Annotated in this window: 21 protein-coding genes and 1 pseudogene; 16 read left to right on the top strand and 6 right to left on the bottom strand. The window is 45.5% G+C overall.

The window, feature by feature from the left end:
• Positions 1–300 precede the first annotated feature (300 nt).
• The 4 genes from ICC18_RS20815 (at position 301) to ICC18_RS20800 (ending at position 4230) form a co-directional block, all read left to right on the top strand.
• Positions 301–1530, top strand: coding sequence for an MFS transporter (locus ICC18_RS20815; RefSeq protein WP_188176357.1), 1230 nt, complete (start codon positions 301–303; stop codon positions 1528–1530).
• A gap of 278 nt (positions 1531–1808) precedes the next feature.
• Positions 1809–2975, top strand: coding sequence for a sensor histidine kinase (locus tag ICC18_RS20810; RefSeq protein ID WP_223192723.1), 1167 nt, complete (start codon positions 1809–1811; stop codon positions 2973–2975).
• On the top strand, positions 2972–3643 hold the full coding sequence (locus tag ICC18_RS20805; protein ID WP_188176355.1) for a response regulator: 672 nt from the start codon (positions 2972–2974) through the stop codon (positions 3641–3643). The genes ICC18_RS20810 and ICC18_RS20805 overlap by 4 nt, the downstream gene beginning before the upstream one ends.
• Positions 3644–3807: 164 nt before the next feature.
• Positions 3808–4230 (top strand): DoxX family protein, encoded by a 423-nt coding sequence (locus ICC18_RS20800; protein ID WP_188176354.1) that lies wholly within the window; start codon positions 3808–3810, stop codon positions 4228–4230.
• A 98-nt stretch (positions 4231–4328) separates the two neighbouring features.
• Here ICC18_RS20800 and ICC18_RS20795 read toward each other — a convergent pair whose 3' ends face one another.
• The gene (locus ICC18_RS20795) at positions 4329–5279 is read right to left on the bottom strand and encodes a helix-turn-helix transcriptional regulator (RefSeq protein ID WP_188176353.1); all 951 of its coding nucleotides are present in this window, start codon (positions 5277–5279) and stop codon (positions 4329–4331) included.
• Between the two features lie 127 nt (positions 5280–5406).
• Here ICC18_RS20795 and ICC18_RS20790 point away from each other — a divergent pair, with 127 nt between their 5' ends.
• Positions 5407–5925 carry a DinB family protein gene (locus tag ICC18_RS20790; protein WP_188176352.1) on the top strand — a complete coding sequence of 173 codons (519 nt, stop codon included), beginning with the start codon at positions 5407–5409 and terminating at the stop codon, positions 5923–5925.
• A 207-nt stretch (positions 5926–6132) separates the two neighbouring features.
• Here ICC18_RS20790 and ICC18_RS20785 read toward each other — a convergent pair whose 3' ends face one another.
• From ICC18_RS20785 to ICC18_RS20775, 3 genes are read right to left on the bottom strand one after another with little or no spacing between them, the layout of a single operon-like run.
• On the bottom strand, positions 6133–7251 hold the full coding sequence (locus ICC18_RS20785; protein ID WP_188176351.1) for a GerAB/ArcD/ProY family transporter: 1119 nt from the start codon (positions 7249–7251) through the stop codon (positions 6133–6135).
• A gap of 32 nt (positions 7252–7283) precedes the next feature.
• Positions 7284–8366, bottom strand: coding sequence for a Ger(x)C family spore germination protein (locus tag ICC18_RS20780; protein ID WP_188176350.1), 1083 nt, complete (start codon positions 8364–8366; stop codon positions 7284–7286).
• Between the two features lie 16 nt (positions 8367–8382).
• On the bottom strand, positions 8383–9876 hold the full coding sequence (locus tag ICC18_RS20775; RefSeq protein ID WP_188176349.1) for a spore germination protein: 1494 nt from the start codon (positions 9874–9876) through the stop codon (positions 8383–8385).
• A 432-nt stretch (positions 9877–10308) separates the two neighbouring features.
• Here ICC18_RS20775 and ICC18_RS20770 point away from each other — a divergent pair, with 432 nt between their 5' ends.
• The 9 genes from ICC18_RS20770 to ICC18_RS20730 all read left to right on the top strand — a co-directional run bounded on the left by ICC18_RS20770 (position 10309) and on the right by ICC18_RS20730 (position 17359).
• A complete protein-coding gene (locus tag ICC18_RS20770; RefSeq protein WP_512699403.1) occupies positions 10309–10728 on the top strand; it encodes an Rrf2 family transcriptional regulator in 420 nt (139 codons plus the stop codon).
• A 420-nt stretch (positions 10729–11148) separates the two neighbouring features.
• Entirely contained in the window at positions 11149–11841 is a 693-nt protein-coding gene (locus ICC18_RS20765; RefSeq protein WP_223192722.1) for an aminoglycoside phosphotransferase family protein, read from the top strand.
• A gap of 70 nt (positions 11842–11911) precedes the next feature.
• A complete protein-coding gene (locus tag ICC18_RS20760) occupies positions 11912–12241 on the top strand; it encodes a DHCW motif cupin fold protein (RefSeq protein ID WP_188176347.1) in 330 nt (109 codons plus the stop codon).
• A 311-nt stretch (positions 12242–12552) separates the two neighbouring features.
• Complete coding sequence (locus ICC18_RS20755) at positions 12553–12798, top strand: hypothetical protein (RefSeq protein WP_188176346.1); 246 nt, start codon at positions 12553–12555, stop codon at positions 12796–12798.
• Between the two features lie 462 nt (positions 12799–13260).
• On the top strand, positions 13261–13434 hold the full coding sequence (locus ICC18_RS20750; protein WP_188176345.1) for a hypothetical protein: 174 nt from the start codon (positions 13261–13263) through the stop codon (positions 13432–13434).
• 262 nt (positions 13435–13696) lie between these two features.
• Positions 13697–14362 (top strand): TetR/AcrR family transcriptional regulator, encoded by a 666-nt coding sequence (locus tag ICC18_RS20745; protein ID WP_188176344.1) that lies wholly within the window; start codon positions 13697–13699, stop codon positions 14360–14362.
• A gap of 113 nt (positions 14363–14475) precedes the next feature.
• Positions 14476–15153: a pentapeptide repeat-containing protein gene (locus ICC18_RS20740; RefSeq protein WP_223192721.1), complete on the top strand. Its 678-nt coding sequence runs from the start codon at positions 14476–14478 to the stop codon at positions 15151–15153.
• Positions 15154–15266: 113 nt separating this feature from the next.
• A complete protein-coding gene (locus tag ICC18_RS20735) occupies positions 15267–16502 on the top strand; it encodes an MFS transporter (RefSeq protein ID WP_188176343.1) in 1236 nt (411 codons plus the stop codon).
• Positions 16503–16873: 371 nt separating this feature from the next.
• Positions 16874–17359: a DinB family protein gene (locus ICC18_RS20730; protein ID WP_188176342.1), complete on the top strand. Its 486-nt coding sequence runs from the start codon at positions 16874–16876 to the stop codon at positions 17357–17359.
• Between the two features lie 453 nt (positions 17360–17812).
• Here the strand turns inward: ICC18_RS20730 and ICC18_RS20725 are convergent.
• Positions 17813–18226, bottom strand: a pseudogene (locus ICC18_RS20725) (FMN-dependent NADH-azoreductase); the annotation flags it as partial.
• Positions 18227–18488: 262 nt separating this feature from the next.
• Positions 18489–19004 carry an SRPBCC domain-containing protein gene (locus tag ICC18_RS20720; RefSeq protein ID WP_188176340.1) on the bottom strand — a complete coding sequence of 172 codons (516 nt, stop codon included), beginning with the start codon at positions 19002–19004 and terminating at the stop codon, positions 18489–18491.
• A gap of 157 nt (positions 19005–19161) precedes the next feature.
• On the opposite strand from ICC18_RS20720, the gene ICC18_RS20715 reads away from it, so the two are divergent.
• Together ICC18_RS20715 and ICC18_RS20710 are read left to right on the top strand one after the other, a co-directional pair.
• Positions 19162–20868, top strand: coding sequence for a ribonuclease J (locus tag ICC18_RS20715; RefSeq protein ID WP_282559205.1), 1707 nt, complete (start codon positions 19162–19164; stop codon positions 20866–20868).
• A gap of 199 nt (positions 20869–21067) precedes the next feature.
• Positions 21068–21736: a DedA family protein gene (locus tag ICC18_RS20710; RefSeq protein WP_188176339.1), complete on the top strand. Its 669-nt coding sequence runs from the start codon at positions 21068–21070 to the stop codon at positions 21734–21736.
• Positions 21737–21751: the final 15 nt, after the last annotated feature.

Raw genomic sequence — 21751 nt, 5'->3', positions numbered from 1 at the left:
TCGTTTTATGGAACGTATCAATAACCTATAAATAAAGTATGACAGACTGTTGTCATACTTTATTTATTATTATGGATTTTGTGATTATCCCAATATGGATGGCTTTTGGAAGTAGTTCGAAGCTATGGGATTTATAAAGGAGTAATAGCAAAGTTGAGGAGGAGCTAATTGACGAGAGCAGAGTCAGTCCAAGATATTTCAGGTCTTCACAATTTTAAGCAAGCTGCACATAAATATCGACATCTACAGAAGATTGTAAACCGGCCCAACATCAAGTCTATCTCATAGGGAGAGTCAGCCATGATCAAATCCATATCCGCGTTGCCGCCAGGCATCCGACACCTTGCCCTTCTCATTTTCATCTACCATGCCGGAGCTTCCTTCATATGGCCCGTCTACATGCCTTATATGAACCAAGAGCTAGGCATTTCGCTTACGACCGGCGGCACGCTGCTGTCCATTCATTTTGCCATGCAGTTTGCGGGCAACGTGACAGGAGGCATTCTATTCGATCGGTGGAAAGCCAAAACGACGATCGTTCTTTCATCCGCCGTTCCATTGGCATGTACGGTCGCGATCGGTATTGGAGGCAGCCTCGAGGCTTTTATCGCATGTTTCCTCCCGCTCGGATTTTTCAGCGGATTTTTCTATGCAGTCACGAACGCATGGGCCACGAGATTGCATCCGTCCGGCGGGCGGTCGAACAGCAATATGGTATACGTCGCTTTAAACGTAGCGGGAGCGTTAGGGACCGCCTTAGGAGGGACGGCATACGCCGTCTCCCACTCTCTCGCCTACTGGGGCAACGCGGTGTTCCATGTCGTATTTCTGCTATTGTTTTTCGTTTATTTCCGTAAACATTCTTTATCCGTCACCGCGCATAGGAAGAACGATCCGGCATCCGCCCTTCAACCGGCTGGCATCCCGTCACTGGCAAAGTGGATCGCACTGGGGACCCTCAGTACCGGCCTCATGGTCACTTGGTTTATGTACATGCAGTGGCTCACCATCATCCCGACCCTTTTTCAAAACATCCATTTGCCTTCCTATTCCTATAACCTGCTTTGGACAATCAACGCGATCATTGTCGTACTGGCCCAACCGCTGTTGGCATGGGGAATCCGCAAATGCCGGCTATCCCTCAAAGCACAGTTGCTTTGGGGCGGCCTCATCTTCGTCGTCTCTTCCCTTGTGACGGCCCAAGCCAGTGGATATGCCGGTTTTGTCGTGGCCATGGTCATCATGACGTTCGCCGAAATGCTGGTCTGGCCGAGTGTTCCCGCGCTTGCCTCCGATTATGCCGAGCCGGGCCGGGAAGGAACCGTACAAGGTTTGGTTGCGGGAGGGCCAACCTCCGGTCGCGTGCTGGGGCCAGTCGTGGGCGGAATGCTGTTCGAACAAACCGGTTCCTCGGCGTCCCTTTACGCTTCAACTGTCTTTGCCGCATTGGGGGTCGCATGCTTTATCGTATTCGTACTCCTTGCCGGAAAAACAAAAAACTTCAATAGAGCCCGTTGGTTTTCGAAGTAAAAATTATCTATTTTTCTCAGCTTGGTCAAGAAGCCCAGAAGGGCGATAAGAACGCCTATATTCAACTATTCGGGCAATTCGAGTCGGACATTTGCTCGAGGAATCCATGGCGGAAGCACCACTAGAGTAAGAGGCCGCTGCAGAACTTACTGTTCATTTTTCGCGCCTTCCACTAGGATGTGTGCTAATATGGATTAAAGTGAGGTGAGGACGCGAGTATGATCCAAGCGGCTGAGAACATAAGAAAGAGCCCCCTTTCATGGAGACTAATTTTCGGCTTGAAGCTCATCTTTGATTTAGCTTTAACCGGTGTTTTTTATTTTGAACATTCGATTACGATTTTTTGGAGACTGGGCTTTGTTGTGATTTCACTGCTGATGTTCCTTTGGATCAATTTATATTATCTCAACAGGAAGAAACGGCAGAATTGGCTTCTTCACGTCCTCCTCATCGATTTCCTGGTATCCGCTGCTTACGGCTATGTTTATATTAGCGGGGATTTTCCGAATCATTTATTCATAGGGATTACCGCCCTGGCGATTCTAATGTTAGTCAAGAGCACCCGAATGCTGGTCATTACCTGTATCTTGCTGCTTGCCGTATATGTTGTAACGATGGGCAGCATTGATTGGTATTTATATAATCAACTCCATAAAACCGGCTATTTTGTTTCCTGTTCGTTTATTATATTCGCGGGTATCGTGAGCGCTGTAATCCAGCATTATCAACGCGCTCGCGAGAATGCGATGCAGCTGTATGCCCTGTTGATGCAGTCTCATGAGCAGCTGCAGGAATATGCACTCAAAACGGAAGAGTGGGCAGCGGCCAGGGAAAGAGTGAGCATTGCGCGGGATATTCACGATACGGTGGGTCATAAATTAACGGCACTACTGGTTCAAATGCAGTTGGCTCGCAAGCTGAGCGGGTCGGATTCCTCACGCAGTCAGCAAATCTACCTGGAATGTGAAGATTTAATCAGATCGTCCCTGCAGGAGGTCCGGCTGTCCGTAAGGGCCATTCGAGATGAACCTGCGGGATCCACCTCCCTGCATGACAGCCTCGAAAAGCTGAGTGCAGAGTTTACCAAATTCACCGGAGTACAAACCGCTTTTGAAATAAAGGGGGTTCCCGTCTCTCTGCCCCGCAATCTCCAGTTAACGGCTTATCGCATTGTTCAGGAATCCCTTACAAATGCGCAGAAGCACGGTCATGCCAAAAATGTGAACGTTTCATTAGCCTATTCGGAGAGCGGATTTTCGCTGAGCATACGTAATGACGGTGTGGTTCCTGATGAACTGAAACCGGGCTTTGGGCTAATCAGTTTGCAGGAAAGAGCGAGGGAGTGGAATGGAGAGGTGCGATTTTACCTGGATCGGAACGAAGGATTTGCTGTCGAAGGAGCATTTCCCTATTCTGCAGCTGAAAGGGAGCGTGTCCATCATTGAAAATTCTGATCGTAGATGACCAGCGGCTCATGAGAGAGGGTCTGGCCGCCCTCATCGGTCTTGAACCGGGTATGGAAGTGGTTGGGACGGCAGTGGACGGGAGAGATGCCTATGCCAAAGCGCTGGAATGGCGGCCGGACGTGGTGCTGATGGATATCCGAATGCCGGGAATGGACGGTGTGGAAGGAGCCCAGTTGATCTTAAAGCATTTACCTGACACCAAGATCCTGATTCTGACCACCTTCGATGACGCTGAGTTAATAATGCGGGCCTTGGAAAAAGGCGTCCATGGCTATTTGTTGAAGGATATGCCATCCGAGGCGATCGTTAGTAGCATTCAAACCGTTTATAACGGCGGAACGGTGCTTCAATCCGATATAACGGCCATGCTGCTGAATGAGCTTAAAAAAATGTCGGAATGGAACATGGATAATCCAAATCTCCTCAGCACAAACGAACCTGCCGCTTTGGGGGTTCTGACCGAACGTGAGAAAGAGATCCTCGCCTTATTGGGTCAGGGATTAAATAATAAAGAGATTGCAGGCATACTTGTCATCACGGAAGGCACAGCGAAAAACCACGTTTCGAACCTCATAGCCAAGCTTGGTCTGCGAGACAGAACACAGGCTGCACTCTTTTCAGTCCGTCATCAAGCATACAATCAATAAGGGCATGACTTTTGGCATAGAGCATGAGATCCATCATGCTTTAGCGATCAAACGTTCTGCCTTTTTCTTTGTGAATTCATGACTTTTCACAGCTTTGCCCGCGTCCAATTCCAGCTAAAATCAAATTACAGGAAAATCAAAAAACGAAACGAGGAGATATCAAGATGAAAAACATCAAAATCACTTACTGGATCATTACGGTTTGCACGCTCATAGGATTCGCAATCAGTGCCTTCAATGAGATTGCTCATTCGCCCAAAACTTTCATGGAAACTACCCAGCTGCTAGGCTACCCGGCCTACTTCCTGACTCTTCTTGGAGTGGCAAAAATTATGGGTATCATTGTTCTGCTGGTTCCCAAATATTACAGGCTGAAAGAATGGGCGTATGCCGGCCTGACTATTGACTGTATTGCTGCCTTTTGGTCCGAGATGGCTGTCGGCAATCCCATGGGAAGTATAAAGTCCGTCGTGGTCTTTATGTTTGTTATGCTATCATATTACCTGCTGCTGAAAATGGAGAGAGGCATGAACGAAAGCTATGAGAATGGGCAAATGGTAACCAAGACTCAACAAAAAGTCGTCTGAACAACGCTTACGACCGGCATGATCGTATTCAGGGTCTCGTTAATTCGCTTTTACAGAAAAACCCTCCGAAGGAGGGTTTAGACGCCTATCATGGGGGTTTAAAGATAGCGCTGTCTGACCGTTTCTATTTTTTGTTTTATATAATCTATAGCTTCTGCAGGTTCCACAATCATTGCTTCTCCCCCCAGCTGCCAAACCAAATCTACAAAAAATTCTATTTTCTGAGCAGGAATCCGAATTCGCAGGGTTCCTCCTCCGTCTTCGTGAACTTCAATATGAGAACCGAACCAAACATTGGTTTCAAGGGAACGCACACCTTCCTCGCGTAACTCCACGATCAAATCGTACTGAAAATCAAAACGAGTCAAATCCGGTGTGATCCAATCAAATACCGATCTGCCGCTCAGATCCTGCCGATAAGGAAAGGCATTATTCAAACTGGCGAAGCCGATTCGATCCGCGCGGAAAAGACGGTACGTTCGACGCAGGAAGCAATAGGCCGGACAATACCAGTATCCTTCGCTCGAAAAGAGACCTACCGGTTGAATATCTCTTTGCGTTTCTCCATCACTGGATTTATATGTAATGGTCACTACATTGTTGTTCATGATCGCTTGAAGCAAGGTCTGGAGGCAGTCCGCGGACATCGTACGACGAGGGTTCCAGATCACTACCCGGTTCCTGAGCCGGTCGATTTGCTCCTTGGCGTCGATAGGCAAATAATGGTAAAACTTATGAATCGCAGAAGCCGCACTTTCATCAAAAGGAACTGAGCCGAAATACTGCAGCGATTGGCAGGCAAAAAACACGGCAACCGCTTCGTTTTCTGAGAAGGCAATCGGCGGCAGCATCCTCTCCTGAAGCAGACGATAACCGCCGCCGCGGCCCTGCACCGTGTAGATAGGAAAGCCGACTTCGCTAAGCTCCTGCAAATCTCGGGTAATCGTGCGCGGAGATAAGCCAAACTCGTCGGCAAGCTCCCTGACTGTAAACGACTTTTTTGCGTTGATCACCATCATTAATCGAATTAATCGCTGTGATTTTATCAAAATAACCTCATCCCTCGCCGCACATTTTCTTCCATTTTACCACGGTAAATAAGCCAAGATCTGACTTATTTGCGTGCTATAGTCATATCCGTAACAACTCTTGCACATATAGAAAGGATGAGAGAAGATGAATCTGGAAATTTTCCGCATTAAGGACCTTCTTTTTGAAGAAATGGAGCTTGCGCTTACTACGACCTGTTCATTGCTCTCCCTGATCAAAGAAGATCAATGGGAGTATCGCCCAAACGAGAATATGCGGAGTTTAATCGAGCTTGCCCGTCATCTTGTTCATGTGCCCGCACAAGAGCTGGCCATCCTGCAGGAACAGTCCATGGAGCAAGTAAGAAGTCTTGTCATATCCGTAATGCATCTAAAAGATGCTGCCGCCTTGTCGGATGTCATGCATCGCGGAGTTGCTGCGTTAAAAGACTACATGAATTCCTTGGATGAAACAGAGCTGCTTTACAAATCAACCGCCCCGTTCTTTGCCAAACATCAACCCGCTGTTCAGTTCAAATGGCTGATGGAGATCACGACGCATCTCTATCACCACCGGGGTCAAATGTTCACCTACATGAAGCAGCTGGACCTACCGGTTTCCATGCGAGATCTGTACGGCCCGGTATCGGATTCCTGGACACTTTAATCTTGATGGGAATTGGTTTCAAGAATGAGAAATGATTATTAAGCTATCGGGTACGATAGCTTTCGGTCTGATTTGAGCAGCGGAAGAAGGAAAATGAATAAAGAAAACCGCCCTTCACCTTGACAAGAAGGTAAGCTGAAGGGCGGTTGTTCGTTGTAGAGGAGAGTATCATAGAAAATGTGGGTTGTCCCTAGCCGACGTAACTATTTACGCCGGTTTTCTTTCTTCGAAATTACGCGCCAACCTTTTTCTTATAAGTACCCATACGAACATAAACGGGATATAAGCGTAAATAAAATATAATCCGAAGGTTGAGTACCATTCGGAGACCCTTTCAATATTTCTGTGGCCCGCAATGAAATAATTCAACGTCACAATCGCAATTAGAAAAACAATCAAACTGTGTCGCTGTCCAAGGCGAAAAGCGGTTTTCATTCCGCGGCAAGCCACCCATAAGTATATGCAAATACCGGCAACCATTTTGATAAACCATAATGACACGAAAAAATATTCAAGTCTCTGGAGCAGCGGTACTTCAAAGATACTGATCATTTCTATGGTCGGCCATACGGAATGCCGCAGCTGACCTTCGCTGAAAAACATAAATGCCAAGATTAAGATTATTAAATATAAAAAGGTAACAAAGATCATGATCATATGCGCCCATTTTTGCGACTTTGCCGGTGTTTTGATAAACGGATAAAATAAGAGAAGCGTCTCGAACCCCAAATATTCAATCACCATGCTTTTCGAAGAGAGTAAAATATCGGTTGCCGAATGGTTCAGCAGCGGCAGCAAGTTTAATGGATGCAAGAACGGAAAGCTCAGTAAGACTTCCGGAAAAATAGAAGCAAGGGAAATAAACGTCGCCCAAACGCTGATTCCTGTAACCGACCGGAATCCGCCGGACACAGCATAGTATACAAGCAGTGCGATAATGATACTGAGGGGCAAAATGTTCATTACCGGAAAGAACCAAACTTGAACGATTTCCATATAGGCTTTTAATTTAACAAATGCCCCGTAAACAAAATAAAGAACAACGGCCGAGTTTACAATGTTGCCCCAAAATTTCCCGAAAAGCGTATGGTTAAGTGTGATTATTTCTTGACCGTCACGATGTGAGGCTAATATTGTATAAATCATCCATATGACGAGATGTATGCTAATCCCCGTCAAAATAACGGATATCCATGCGTTATAACCGGCATGCTCACTTAATTTCCTTTGGTAAGCCAGAACTCCAACTCCCACAATGCTGACATAAAGAGGAAACATGATTAAGTAGGGAGATATCATGTATTTTTCGCTGATTTCATTGCTCACTGCACATGCCGCCTCCCTTTACATGGCTGCCTTCACTGGCCGGCACCGGTCTGGACAATGATAACTTTAACGCTTACTGTCGTTTTTAATGCCTCATAATGATCTTCAAAATCTCGAGCCTCCCATTGATACGATCTGCTTCTTATTAGATCGCCAAAGCCCACCGGGTCCACATTATTTCTTTTGCAAAACGATATTAAATTTTGAATTTCATTTTCAAAATAGTCTTCCATCCTTTTCTCAAGCGATGCAAGCTGATCCTCCGATGTAAGATCCATCCATTCAGGAACATCTCTAACGGATGCGTCCACTTTTAACTGGATGGAAACGGATGCCGGAGGTCCGACGCTAATCACCTTCAATCTTGATTTAGAACCGATACTGTTCATTAAGAAGTAATCGCCGCGTTCTTGTTTCGGTCCCTTCACAGGAACCATGACGCTCCCATTCTTGGAGTTACCCAGCAGCATCTTCAATAGGAATGCATCCCTTATACTGATTTTGGTTTTGAATTGATCTCCTTTGAACAAAGCTAAACCGTCGATTTTGATTTCTCCGCGTTCTACTGTGAAATACGGTAAGAAGACATCTCGCCCCTCGCCGTAAAAATTAAAAACCGTTACGTGAAGGTTCGTCATCGGCAAATTTCCGTTCCTAATATTATTCTCGATCATATCGAATAAAAAATAAGGATCCCGTTTGTTTTCGGTTACGTTCAAGATTTCCAAAGCGTCTCGATCCGCTACGCCGAGGTGCATTCTGGATGATATGACTGGATGGCGCATCATAGTGTCCGTTACTATTTTGATCCCTTTGCGCGCGTACGTTTCTCCAAACAACGTCATTCTCACCTGTCCATATTCATTCGGGAAGTCAAGTTTCGTTCTTAGCCTTGGCGAACTGTCGTAAATGGTGTTCGACTCCGTCACGAAAAACTCTAACTTCGATTTTCCTTCTTCGTAATTGGCAATAAGAGCAGCGTTTCGTACTCCATTCTCGACGGCATCGTAACCGACGGTTTGGACAAGTTTAATACTATTCACAATTTTTTGATTGCCGCACGCGGTCATCAATGTAATTAGAACGATAAACAGAAAAGTTGTTCTCAACTCCATATTCCCGCTTTCTCCATCATTCATCGTCAAAATCGTTCTTCTTTCGTTTAACCGGCTCAGGGATGTACCTAATTAAAGAATGTGGCCTTAAGGACCGAAACCTTTTATTAATAAATTGAAACGACGGACGTATAAAGCTATCCCTAAAACCCTGCACCCGTAAAGGATATATGGGCACCGTATAAGGAGTGCCTAATGAAGTCAAACGGGTAATATGGACGAGCAGAAAACCAATCGCGATAAACATGCCTATCCCGCCCCATATGGCTGTCATCACGATCATGGGGAAACGTAAAAACCGTATCGCATTCGACATCTTATAAATCGGCGTCGCAAACGAGGCCAACGCCGAAAAGGCGACGATGATGACCAAAATATGGCTTGTCAAACCGGCTTGGACCGTAGCTGTTCCAATAATAATCCCTCCTACGATACCTAAGGTTTGACCGATCTTGGTCGGCAATCTGGCGCCGGCCTCCCGGAGAAATTCGATTGTTATTTCCAGGAAAAGCACTTCGATTAAAGGGGGGAACGGGACATTTTTTCTGGAAGAAATTAGCGGTTCCAACAAATCCCTTGGGATGACCTCATAATGGAAAGTAGTTATGGCGATATACATGGACGTTGCAAATAAAGAAAAAATAACCCCGAAAATTCGAATCGTCCTAAAAAATGAACCCAAGATCCAAGGCAAATAATAATCTTCCGGGGAAATGAAAAAGTCGAACAATGTTGAGGGTCCCGTAATAAAATAAGGCGACCCGTCGCTAATGAACGCAACTTGCCCGCTGATCAGGGCATACACGACCCGGTCTCGGCGTTCCGTAGTCAAAAATAACGGGAAGGGCGTGGACGAGTTATCCGAGATGAATTGGTCCAAAATGGATGAATCAAAGACCACGTCATAGTCGATTTGTTTCAGCCTTTGCTCTGCGGTTTGAACGATCTGTTCATTGGTCACCCCGTCGATGTAAATAATGGCGACTCTTGTTTTGGATGTTGATCCAATGGTTATTTCTTTTACAATTAAGTTCGGGATGTTGATTTGCGCTCTTAACAAACGTATGTTGATATCAAGGTCCTCGACAAACCCTACCTTCGGTCCGACAACGCTGAACTCGTTTTCGGTATTGTTCTCTTTTCGCAACCCTTCTTTATTCCCGACACTAACCAGCATGCATTTCTGATCGTGTTGATCAAGCTCAACAATTGCATATCCTTTGAATAGTTTCGCTTGAATGTCTTCAACCTTATCCGTTATCTCTAAGTCATCAATCGCAATCCATTCTTTTATATTCTCAAGCTGGCGGAGTTCGGAGAGCAATGCGCGATTTTGCAAGGCAAGAATTACATTTGACTGCAGTACCTTCCCGTCGACTAATGTTTTGAAATATGAGATGCTTACTTGTTGACCGGCAATAGAAATATGAATGGTTTTAAAGTCGCTCGATTTTCTGGAGAGATTCTTTAATTGGTCGAAGTCCTTAAAGTCCGTTTTCAGCTTTTTCATAATATTTTCAGCCCATACTTTAATTTGATAATGATATTTTTACCGCAATAACCATAATTATTCTCCTTTGTTTTTCGAAGGTCAGCTAGTAAGGGGCCTAACAATTTTTCAATAATATTTAATGGTGACACAAATATTCATATCATTGTCGTCCTGCTGATTAAGCTAAACGGGCAGTTTACGCTGATGAGTTTTTCAATGAAATTCAAAAAAGCTCTGACCGCACGAATGCAGAATCAGAGCTTTTCTTCTCAGCCGACTTCAACAGCCGTTCTTATTATCCAGTGAACAATGTTCCCCTGCTGTATTTTGTATAAAATTCGTGCGAGCCAGGCGCTCTTCAAGCTCCTCGATGCCCATAGCTCCACCAAGTGAGGCTGGTGCCTCGGAGTAAAACCCGCCACGTGCTTTACTGTAGCCCGCGCAGACTTCATCAAAGTAAAGCATCTCGGGGTAAATAGCTATCCTACTCTACTTCTCCGTAACGCAAAAGATCTTGCTCAAACGTTCTATAACGATCGCGGTAACATCGTGACCAAATGGTCAGGAACATCAACAATCATGGGTATGCTTAAAAGTGCTGGTTTGGTTAAAATCAAACCTGGAATTGCAGGGGCTGAGTTAGCTCGGGGGTTGTCTGACATCACCTTGTTTGATGTATACAAAGCAGTGAATGTAGTAAACGAAAATGAATTATTCAGCATCCATGAAAATCCGAACCCAGATTGTCCTGTGGGCAAGCAATTGCAAGAAACGATTGAACCCATATTTATTTTAGCCCAATCAGCTTTAGAGAAGGTTCTCCAGGGAGTTACCATAGAAGATGTTGTTAATAATCTTTATAAAAGATGATAAATAAAGAACAATTTCGGCGATTTCCTCCAGATGCATCTGTGACGGATTCTCCGGAGGAGATCAGCCATGTATCCACTAAGGGCAGAATGGTTTTCGGAAGACTATTACATTAACGGATACGTTACTTAAATAGGGATCACCGGCTGCGGCGCAGTCAGCAGATCCCTTTTTCCTTTGCTGAACGGGCAGTTTAGTTATAATTGTTCTCTATAAGCAATGACTTGTAACATTTTGTTATTATTAGGGGAGTAGCTCCCATAACTAACAGGCAAAAATCTGCAATGGATAACGCACTGAAAAGCGAGGAATGAAACCTTATGACTCAGGAAGAAGTGTTAAAAGGCGGTAATGTAAATCACATAGTCCGTATGGCGAACACTGTTCGCCGCCCTATAGGTTATTGGAGTGCAAGTGTTCATGAACTGCTCAAGCATTTGGAAAAACAAGGCTTTGAGGGAGCACCAAGATTTCTCGGACTCTGGTCGTGAAATATTGACATTTATTTCTGGAGAAGTTGCAGGAAACGATTATCCAAAACTTGAACCGTACATGTGGTCGAACGAAACACTTGTGGGTTTGGCACGCCTTTTGCGTCATTTCCATGATGCGACTAAAGCGTTCTCTCCCAATACTGAGGACAGATGGCAGCTTAGCTATGCCGACGATGCCGAGCACGAAGTGATCTGTCATAATGACGCAGCGTTGTATAATGTTGTCTTTCAAATGGGGGAACCTGTGGCGCTGATTGATTTTGACATGGCAGGCCCAGGTCCGCGTATGTGGGACATCGCGTACACCCTTTACACATCGGTTCCGCTTGCGAGTTTCGCACCTGACCATTCTTCTGGAACAACGGTAGCATACCAATATGAAATACACGCCGCAGAGCGACGTCGGCGAATTCATTTGTTTTTTGAATCTTATGGAATTCCCGTCTCTAATAATCTGCGACAGTGGATTATTCAACGGTTGATAGTACTGTGTGATACGTTGAGAAATGGTGCCGGCGACGGGAATCCAGCCTTTCAAAAAATGGTTGATGAGGGTCACTTGGCGCACTATGAGAGTGAGATTCGTTTTGTAACAGATCATTTCGAAGATTGGATATAGAAATCGAATATTCCTCTAACGAAGAACGTTAGTCATATGTAAAACCAAATTATCAAAGGGGGACAACATCATGAAGATAACGGATGTTCCGTTTTGTACAATTGACTGGAGTGAAATAACCGCTACTCAACATCCTGGAACTGAAGGGTTTGCATATTGGCGGACATTTGAGATGGGGAACATTAGAGTGCGAATGGTAGAATATACTCCTGGTTATATTGCAGACCATTGGTGTAACAGAGGCCACGTTTTGTTAGTACTAGAAGGTGAACTGTATACCGAACTTTTAGATGGAAGAGAATTTAAACTCACGCCAGGAGTCAGTTATCAGGTGGCTGATGATGCAAATCCACATAGATCTTATACGAACACTGGAGCAAAATTATTTATCGTAGACTAACAAGATGATAAATTCAACACCTAATAAAGGCTGCCGCACATCAGCTTTTGTTAAGCTATCGAAGAACGTTAGTTGGAAAAACAAGGAGCAGAGGCCGCGGCAATCTGCTCCTTGTTTATTGTTATAACCTAACACTACTCGTTACCCCATGTATAGCGAAAACTAAACAAACCTCATAATACGTAATATCTTTAGATACAGGAATGAGGAGAAGAGGATATTGAATTCTAAGACCTTTGGTGAAAATTCCACTGGCGGATCCCGTAACGGTAGTGAAGCAAAGGGTTATATCTTCAAAGAATGAATCTGGAGTGCAGGTCATTGTAGATGGCAAAGAGCAGCATATTTCTACAAAGCAAATCGGTATCGATCAAGAAAAATGGTTCGATCATTTGTATTTCGGCAACATTATTCGTTTTGAAATAAAGGATCATATGCTGATCTCTCGGCTACCAGGGCAGATTTCTCCGGGGGGGTTCATAGGCGAAGCTGTCATTCATTATGAGTTTCAAGAAAATCTGTTTGTTCCTTGGAAAGTTGAGTTCAATTTTTACTAATCAGACAAGTTCCTTCCAGTCCAAGGATATTGCGGGCCAATGGCACTCGATCATATTGAAGGCATTGTTATAGGGCAAGAGCGTTCATTGAAGTAACGGGAGACGTTTGTTCAGTAAATGTAATAAAATTGAAATCTTATTTTCATACAGCATTAATGAATCAAGCCTATAATAAAACTTGACCCCCTTTAAAATATAAAACTTAGACCCGCAGCCCGTTGCTGTGGGTCTCTTTTTGCCGTGTGCCCAAGCTAACGTGTAGCAAAGTTTCGTCGAAATCAGAATGAGAAGTGGGATCGGGACGGTGCTTTCGAACTTTTATGATGCCTAAATGTCGACAAAACAAGCGTTGTCCTCATCTATAATCTGACAAACATTAATCCAGTGTAAGCTTATAATGTATATAGATCAGAATCAAAAGTCCTGCTTCTCTTTAACAGATACTTGGGGAGGGATGGTAACATGGACAAACAGTTCATAAAGATGTTACACACGCTCAATCGTCGCGACGAATTGAGAGCAAGGCTAATGATTGAAGGTCTTAAACTCGCTCTCAAACGAAAAAAGGAATTAAGTTTATTAGGTAGGTTTTTTAATAATAAAAAGAAACCGATTAACGCTAAAGGATGGGACTAAATTTAATAAAAATCACGGAACGATGTAATCACTGCATGGGCAATGGATTCACGTGCATGGAACAGAAGGGGATACCGAAACATTGAAATGGCTGAATATGTCAAGTAAGAGCCTTTGTCGCTGTCCACCACGCCGAAAGCAATTGTGATACAAAGCACCCCAAATCAAATGATTTTGAATTTTTTTTTTTTTTGGTTGACATTAAAAGGTTGATCGGATATATTTGTTACATACCAACCGAATGTATGAAAGGAGGGGGCGAATGGCAAGAAATAAATATCCGGAAGAAACAATCAACCAAATCCTAACCGTGGCTCTTAACCTGTTCATTCAAAAAGGATACGAGCAGACCTCCATTCAAGATATCATCAACGAGCTGGGAGGGCTAACAAAAGGGGCTATTTACCATCACTTCAAGTCAAAGGAAGAGATCTTGCAGGCCGTCACCGAACATTTGTTCAAAGGCGTTGACGAGATGCTGTCCGGCGTAAGGGACGATAATGGGCTGAACGGTCTGGAGAAGCTCCGCAAGATTTCCCGCGTCTCTCTCGACAATCCCGCCCAAAACGAACTGGCATCGGCTGCGCCTAACCTCTTACGCAATCCGAAGCTGCTGGCGGCACAGATCGAGAACATCATCGAAAAAGCCGTACCCGTCTATATTCAGCCCATCATCGAACAGGGTATGCGAGACGGCTCGATCCGAACCGACTATCCAAGGGAGCTTAGCGAAGCGTTGATGATTCTCACCAACGTGTGGCTAAACCCGGCGGTCATCCAAGCTTCACCTGAGATGATGTTGCGTAAGGTAAGGTTTTTCGATGAAATATTGAAAGGCCTGGGGCTTGATCTGTTCGATGAGCAAATGTTTCAACGATACGAGGAACTGTTTCGTTTGTCAGCTAGAGAAGTCAGCATAGATAACTAAACTGCCGAAAGGCAGCTTATTTTTAAAGTCATACATACCATCGGTTGGTATGTATGGGCGATCCGGGTTCAAAGCGCGTTTTAGAAAACTTATTATAAGGAGATGTGAATGTTATGAATCAGAAATTGACAATGACCTCCCGCTCGCTGGAACGGCAAGTAGTGACAAACTTTAGCGCAAGCAACCTGGCGAAAAGCGATCTTGCAGGCGTTACAGCCCATAAAGGACAGTTTAAAGGCAGCGCGTTACACGGTTCCGACTTTTCTGGCGCGGATTTGACCGGCAGTACGTTCAAAGGCAGCGATGTACGCGAAGCCAATTTTGACGGCGCGAATCTGACGGACTGCAGCCTATCCGCGCTTGACCTGACAAATGCAAGCTTCAATAAGACGATCCTTGTACGAACCAATTTAATCAAGTCTGGGCTTGACGGAGCCAAATTCACAGGAGTAAGACTGACCGACGTCACGCTAACGATGACCGATCTTAGAAAAACGATTTTTGAAGGTTGTTTATTTGATGGGGTTGACTTCAAGTACTCCAATCTAAGCGGGAAGTGTTTGGACGGTCAGACGTTTATCGGCGTCAAGTTTGAAAAAGCGGCACTAACCGACGTTTCGTTCAAGGGCGCTACATTTAAAAATGTTTCTTTTCAGCCGGGGTTTACTTTGACTAAGAAGTACTATCGTATGATCAAAACCATCTGTTTTGACGGTGCAACGATGGATAAACTGACCTTTGCTCTGCTCAAAGGCATGGATGCCGATTTGTCAAAAGTTACAGTCGTTTAAGGGAGCTTGTCGAACATAAGAACGGTTTGACCGATTCGGATTCTTCTACAGTGAAAGAACAGAAGCGGATTCTTTGATAGAACCGCGGTTAATAAAAGAAAGGTGGAGAAAACATGCTGACTTTATTTAAAAATCGCGCCGTAGCATCGATCTTGAGCTCCAATGTACTGCTTCAGCTCGGCATTTGGATCCGAAATTTTGCCATCCTGCTTTACGTAACCGAAATCACCAATAACGACCCGCTGTACGTATCTCTCATCTCGGTAGTCGAATTCGCTCCGATCTTCCTCTTTTCGATCATTGGGGGCACGTTCGCGGACAGATGGCGACCCAAGCGGACGATGGTTATTTCAGACTTGCTTTCGGCGTTATCCGTCGGTGCCGTGCTGTTAGCGTTCATATGGGGGGACTGGAAGGCGATTTTTTTGGCGACGCTCGTCTCGTCCATCATGTCACAGTTTTCGCAGCCGTCGGCCTTGAAGCTGTTCAAGCAGCATGTTTCCGAAGAGCAGCTTCAAAGCGTTATGGCGATGTTCCAATCGCTTGTGGCGATTTTTATGGTGCTCGGTCCGATCATCGGAACGTTCGTCTATCAACGCTTCGGCATTGAAATTTCGATCGGAGTCATGGGTGCGATGTTTCTGCTGTCTGCATTGGTGCTTACTTTCCTTCCTAAGGACAAAGAAAAAGAAGCATCGTCCGGCAGTACGCATTTCATGCGTGAGCTGGCGGACGGTTTCCGGTACGTTCGGGTTAGCAAAGTGCTCAAGGCATTGATCGGCACCTTTATCATGGCCGGTCTGGCTTTTGGCTTGACACAGCCGCTAAACGTCTTTGTCGCCATCGAAAATTTAGGAAAGTCGAAAGAGTTTCTGCAGTGGATGCTCATGGCGAACGGAGCGGCGATGCTCGTCGGTGGCGGAGCGGTCATGGCGATCGCCAAGAAGGTTTCCCCGCAAAAGCTGTTGGCGATCGGAATGTTCGGCAGCATGATCACTACGATCGGAGTCGGGTTGTCGGAAAACGTGATTATTACTATGGCGCTTATGGTTTTGGGCGGCTTCTTATACCCCTGCATTCAAACCGGTATCAATACACTCTTTTTGCAGAACACGGAAGAAGCGTTTGTCGGGCGCGTAAACGGCGTCATGCTGCCGATGTTTATGGGCTTTATGGTCATCGGTTTGTCGCTGTCGGGAATCTTGATGAAAGGGATCTCGCTTCTCGGCGTATTCACGGCAAGCGGCATATTGTTCTTGGCCGGTGCGCTGTTTCTCGTGCCTTTATTTAAACTCGGCCGGAAGGAAACGAAGACCGTAAGAGAAGCTCCAATCAAAGGAGGTTTGTGAAATCGTTAAAGAAGGAAGCAGCAAATAGTGTTGTCGGAGGACAAGAACATACATTCATTAAAACCCGCGCTGAGCGGGTTTTACATTTTTACACGTCGTGAATTCTGTTCCTGAATAGGTGCATAATCGTTTTGCGACACAGACATATGCGCATAATCGCGGTGATATTAAAGGTTGGATTTGTAGTGGATTATTCACATGCCCATTAAACTATTGGGCAGGAGAGTTCAATAGTAAAGGATGGATGAAGGTAAAGTAAAACAGACAGAACAGTCATGGTATTTGAATTCCAATAACTTAGCAATTGATAAGAACTCTCCTATTTAAGTTTGTCATATAATTAGGTTAGCTGATCTAGGAGGGGATTCAATGTGAGTATTATAGAAGATTTATTGGAGGAACTACGGTGGGAGGCGCTGTCTACACGCCGTGTTATGGAACGCATTCCAGAAGCTAGCCTTGCCTGGAAGCCACATGTCAAATCGATGTCCCTTGGGCAGTTGGCCTTGCATACGGCTGGATTACCTGGGGGGCTGGCCGTGTTGCTGAATGCGCCAGACCGAGAGGTGCCGACTGTGCCTCTCCCGGAAGCTACATCCGTTTCAGAGATTCTCACAGTGTTGGAGGCACAGCTTGCCACAGCGGAGGATATCATTTCATCATGGGGAGACGAAGGTCTTCGTGAGACCTTCAGACTGACTTTACAAGGAGAAGTCATACTAGAGTCCCCACGTTTCCAGCAAGTGCGATCGTTACTGCTCAATCATTGGTACCACCATCGAGGGCAGTTGACGGTCTATCTCCGGCTACTTGATGTATCGGTTCCGGGTATTTACGGTCCCAGTGCCGATGAATGATAGTTTAGAGACATCAGAAAAGGAGACCATCCAGCATAGTGTTCTTCTCTATGTAAAAGCGACATGGAATTAATTTGAATGCACATTAAGCACAGTAACCAGGGAGCAGCAGCCCCTGGTTTTGTTGCGCTAACGGGCAGTGCGCGCCTAGCCAAGCTAGGCACAACTTACTGATGCAAGTTCAGTCGGGGTAGGGACCAAGCCGCCCCGTAGCTAGCAGGCAGACGTCGGCGAAATCCGGCGGTTGAAGCCCTGTGAAAAGTCGCGCTCTGCGCGGTGAAGCAAATCTGCAGGCCGAAATGAAACGGTTCTAGTGGAGTCAACTTCGCCTTTAAAGTTTGCATCCGTTACGTCTCCAATTGCTATTGTTCCCCATCCTTTTAAAAAGTTTTCGCTGTTTCAACAGCCAGTTGAACGGCGTCTTCGATTATTTTTTCCCTTAGTTTCGGAGACAACCTTTTTACCTGTTACCAATCCGACTGGGCCTTCCGGTGTATATTTAAAGGTGGTTCCAGCACGATTCAAATAATCGATATACGTATGTAAGACTGTAGGAACGCCAAGATTCCAAAGCGGAAAACCGATGATAATCTTGTCGGCGCTCAAAAATTGATCCAGGTATTTGGTTGCAATATCTGTTACCTGCTTTTCCTCCGGAGTGAGAGGCATGCCCTGACTGAATTTGAATGCACCGTTAATCATAGTAGCATCCAAGTAAGGCAAGTGCGCTTGAAATAAATCAAGCTCAGTCACCTGATCTTCACGATGGGAATCCACATAACTTTTCAAAAAAGCTTCATACAATTTAACACTTACTGCTTGTTCTACTGGACGATTATTTGCCTTTACGAATAAAACCCTTCTCATTCCCGTCTCCCACCTTTTTTTGAATATTGCTTTCGATGCCAGTTTAATCCCTTCCACTAGTGTCAGGGTCAATACCTTCTGCCGGATTGGGATTTCGAATAGGAAATTAAAGAGGAAAAATTTAATAGAAGGGGTTGGTTGCTTCGATGAAAAATTGGGCGGCAATGAGTGGGCGGTACAGGATTAATCGCGGCTTTCAAAAAAACGCCAAAATCAAAACAGCCGCCGGCTCTCAAAGCCAGGCGGCCGTCCCCATATTTCCTTACTTGACCTCGTTCAGACGCTCTTCCAAACGGTCCCAAGTTTCGGTGATGCCCTGCAGCATGCCCATGTCCATGACGGTCTTGAGGGCCTCCGCGGACACATATTCAGCACGGTTGACCAGTTTCGTCTTGCCGCCCAGATCGATGAATTCCATCGTGACCTCGGTCGATGGCATGGTCTCGTTCGTATTGCCTTCGGCATCCGAGAAGTAATCGGTGTAGATGATCGTCTCCGGCTCGACAATTTCCTTATAAACGCCTTTGCCCCAAGATTCCATGCCGAAAAATTGACCTTGGTTCTGATCGACGCACTTCATGCAGTAGTGCCAAACGCCGCCCGGCCGGAAATCGACGGTGCAAACCGGAACTTCCCAGCCTCTCGGCCCCCACCAACGCTTGAGATGATCAGGCTCTTTATACATCTTGAACACGAGATCGCGCGGCGCGTCGAAAACGCGCTCCAATACCAGTACCCGATCGTTCTCTACTCTCGAAAGCATTGCGTTGTTAGACATTGTAATTCCTCCTCATGATCATGAATGATTTATGATTTTTGGTCATCTTCCTTCTGATTTGAATATACATCATAAGGAATATTCCTGTCAAGGAATATTAATTAGAAATACGGCTTTTTTTTTGCCCGATTAAAACCGGTCCAAACAGGAGAAATTAATGAAAACTGTCAATCAATGGGGGCGCTTTACTTTGAGTCATACTGAGAACAAACTATCCGTTTTCGCCCTGGGAGGCGTAGGTGAAATTGGGAAAAATATGTATGCTATTCAATACGCCGATGATATTGTCGTTATCGACTGCGGCTCTAAGTTTCCCGATGAAAGCTTACTTGGTATCGATTTAATCATTCCGGATATCACTTATCTCATTGAAAATAGTCAAAAGGTTCGTGCATTGATCATCACGCACGGCCACGAGGATCATATCGGGGGCTTGCCTTACATTTTAAAACAATTGAATATGCCCGTTTATGCAACCCGATTAACGCTCGGGCTGATTGAAGGCAAATTAAAAGAGGCCGGGCTGCTCGCGGATACGGAGCGGATCCTGATCACCTCAGATTCGAAGCTCACGCTTGGTTCGATAACGGCTACTTTTTTCAAAACGAATCATAGCATCCCCGATTGTCTTGGTGTCGTATTCCATACGCCGGAAGGCAATGTCGTACATACGGGCGACTTTAAGTTCGACCTGACCCCGGTTAACGAGCAGTATCCGGATCTTCATCGCATGGCTGAAATAGGCCGGAACGGGGTGCTGGCGCTTTTGTCCGAGAGCACGAATGCCGAACGCCCTGGCTTCACGCCGTCGGAACGCATTGTTGGCGAACATATTATGGAGGCTTTCATTAAAGCTAAGCAAAGAGTTTTCCTGTCCACCTTCGCCTCGAATGTCCATCGCCTTCAGCAAGTCGTAGATGCCGCTCATCTCACCAATCGGAAGCTGGCGCTGTTGGGCCGCAGTATGGTGAATGTCGTCAAAATCGCTTCTGAGCTTGGATATTTAACGATCCCCGAAGGGATGCTGGTGGAAGCGGGGGAAGTGAACAGGATGGCTCCTGAACGCATTGCGGTTCTATGCACCGGAAGCCAAGGAGAACCGATGGCGGCTTTATCCCGACTTGCAAGTAACAGTTATAGACAAGTGGATATTATGGCCGGAGACACAGTCATTATGGCGGCAAGCCCGATTCCGGGCAACGAGCGGAATGTTTCACGGACGATCGATAACTTACTGCGTCTGGGCGCCAAAGTCATCTATGGATCAGGCTCGGTTACGGGGATGCATGTATCCGGACATGCGAGTCAGGAAGAGCTGAAACTGATGCTAACGTTGATGAAACCGACCTATTTTATTCCGATCCACGGCGAATTCCGAATGCTCCATCATCACGGCCTGTTAGCGGAAGCTGTTGGCGTGGAACCGGGCAATATCTTTATTTTGAATAATGGGGATGTTGTCGATATTGAACAGGGAGCAGCCCGCCAAACCAGGAAAGTCATAGCCGGGAACACGCTTGTAGATGGCTGGGGCATTGGGGATGTGGGAAACATTGTGCTGCGCGACCGCAAGCATCTTTCAGAAGACGGTATTCTTGTTGTCGTCATCACGCTTAGTAAAACGGAAGGCCGCATTTTGTCCGGGCCTGATATCATTTCCCGCGGCTTCGTTTATGTCAGGGAGTCGGAAGGGCTCTTGGATGAGGCTGGACGAATCGTTGCGGATACGATCACCAAATTGCAGACGGAGAACGTTAACCAATGGAGCTCGCTCAAAATCAGTGTCAAGGAAACGTTGGGACGGTTTCTCTATGAAAAAACGGGAAGAAGACCTGTCATTCTGCCCATTATCATGGAGATTTAATGTTGTTATATCCAAAAGAAGCGCAAGTTGTTATGTGGGCTTTCCCCGTAACAACTTGCGTTTCTTTAACTTTTGGCTGTTACCTCCAAGACCAAAGTCCAGTTACAAACTAAACCCCAGACAGTTATGGATGGTGTATTGATTAGCTAAACTAGAGTTAGATATTAAAAGTTATGGATCGGTTTGGAGGAGCGACAAAATGGAATGGATGGGCACTCTTTTTGAGCAATACGGGTACTTGGTTTTATTTCTTGGGCTATTTGCCGAATCTTTAGCCTTGCCTTTTCCGGGAGAATTGGCCATGGCCATATCCGGTCACATGTCTGCACTCGGAAGCTTTAATATTCTACTCGTCATACTCTACTCCTATTTGGGCGCTATATTTGGTACAATTGTTACGTATTATCTAGGTTATAAGCTGGGAACGCCATTCTTTGAGAAATACGGCAAATTCTTTTTTATGAACCAGGAGCGAATCGTTAAGGTTACAAAATGGTTTGATAAGTATGGTGATAAGCTAATACTGGTTAGTTATTATATTCCTGGTCTACGGCATTTCACAGGCTATGTTTCCGGCATCCTAAAGGTACGGCTGCGTACTTTTATCCTTTATAATTTCACGGGAGGCTTTCTGTGGACATTGACTTATGTCATGATCGGAAACGTTTTTGGTCAAAAAATAGAACAATTGCTTCACGTTATTTCTCAATACTCCATTGCCGCTATTATTGTTTTGGTGATCGGCGCCGGGATCGTTTTTCTCATTAAACAAAATAAAGCAGCAATCGCAAACTGGATACGAATCCGTCGTAAAATGAGAAAAGCCGGCAACCGCGCGGCATCCCGGCCTGTGAAGCCAAGATCGTAAACCGGCCTTGAATAA

This window comes from Paenibacillus sedimenti, from assembly GCF_014534655.1.
GTDB classification, from domain to species: Bacteria; Bacillota; Bacilli; order Paenibacillales; family NBRC-103111; genus Paenibacillus_E; species Paenibacillus_E sedimenti.
Note: the sequence above shows the minus strand (reverse complement) of the source record. Positions and strands in the feature narration are given on the sequence as shown.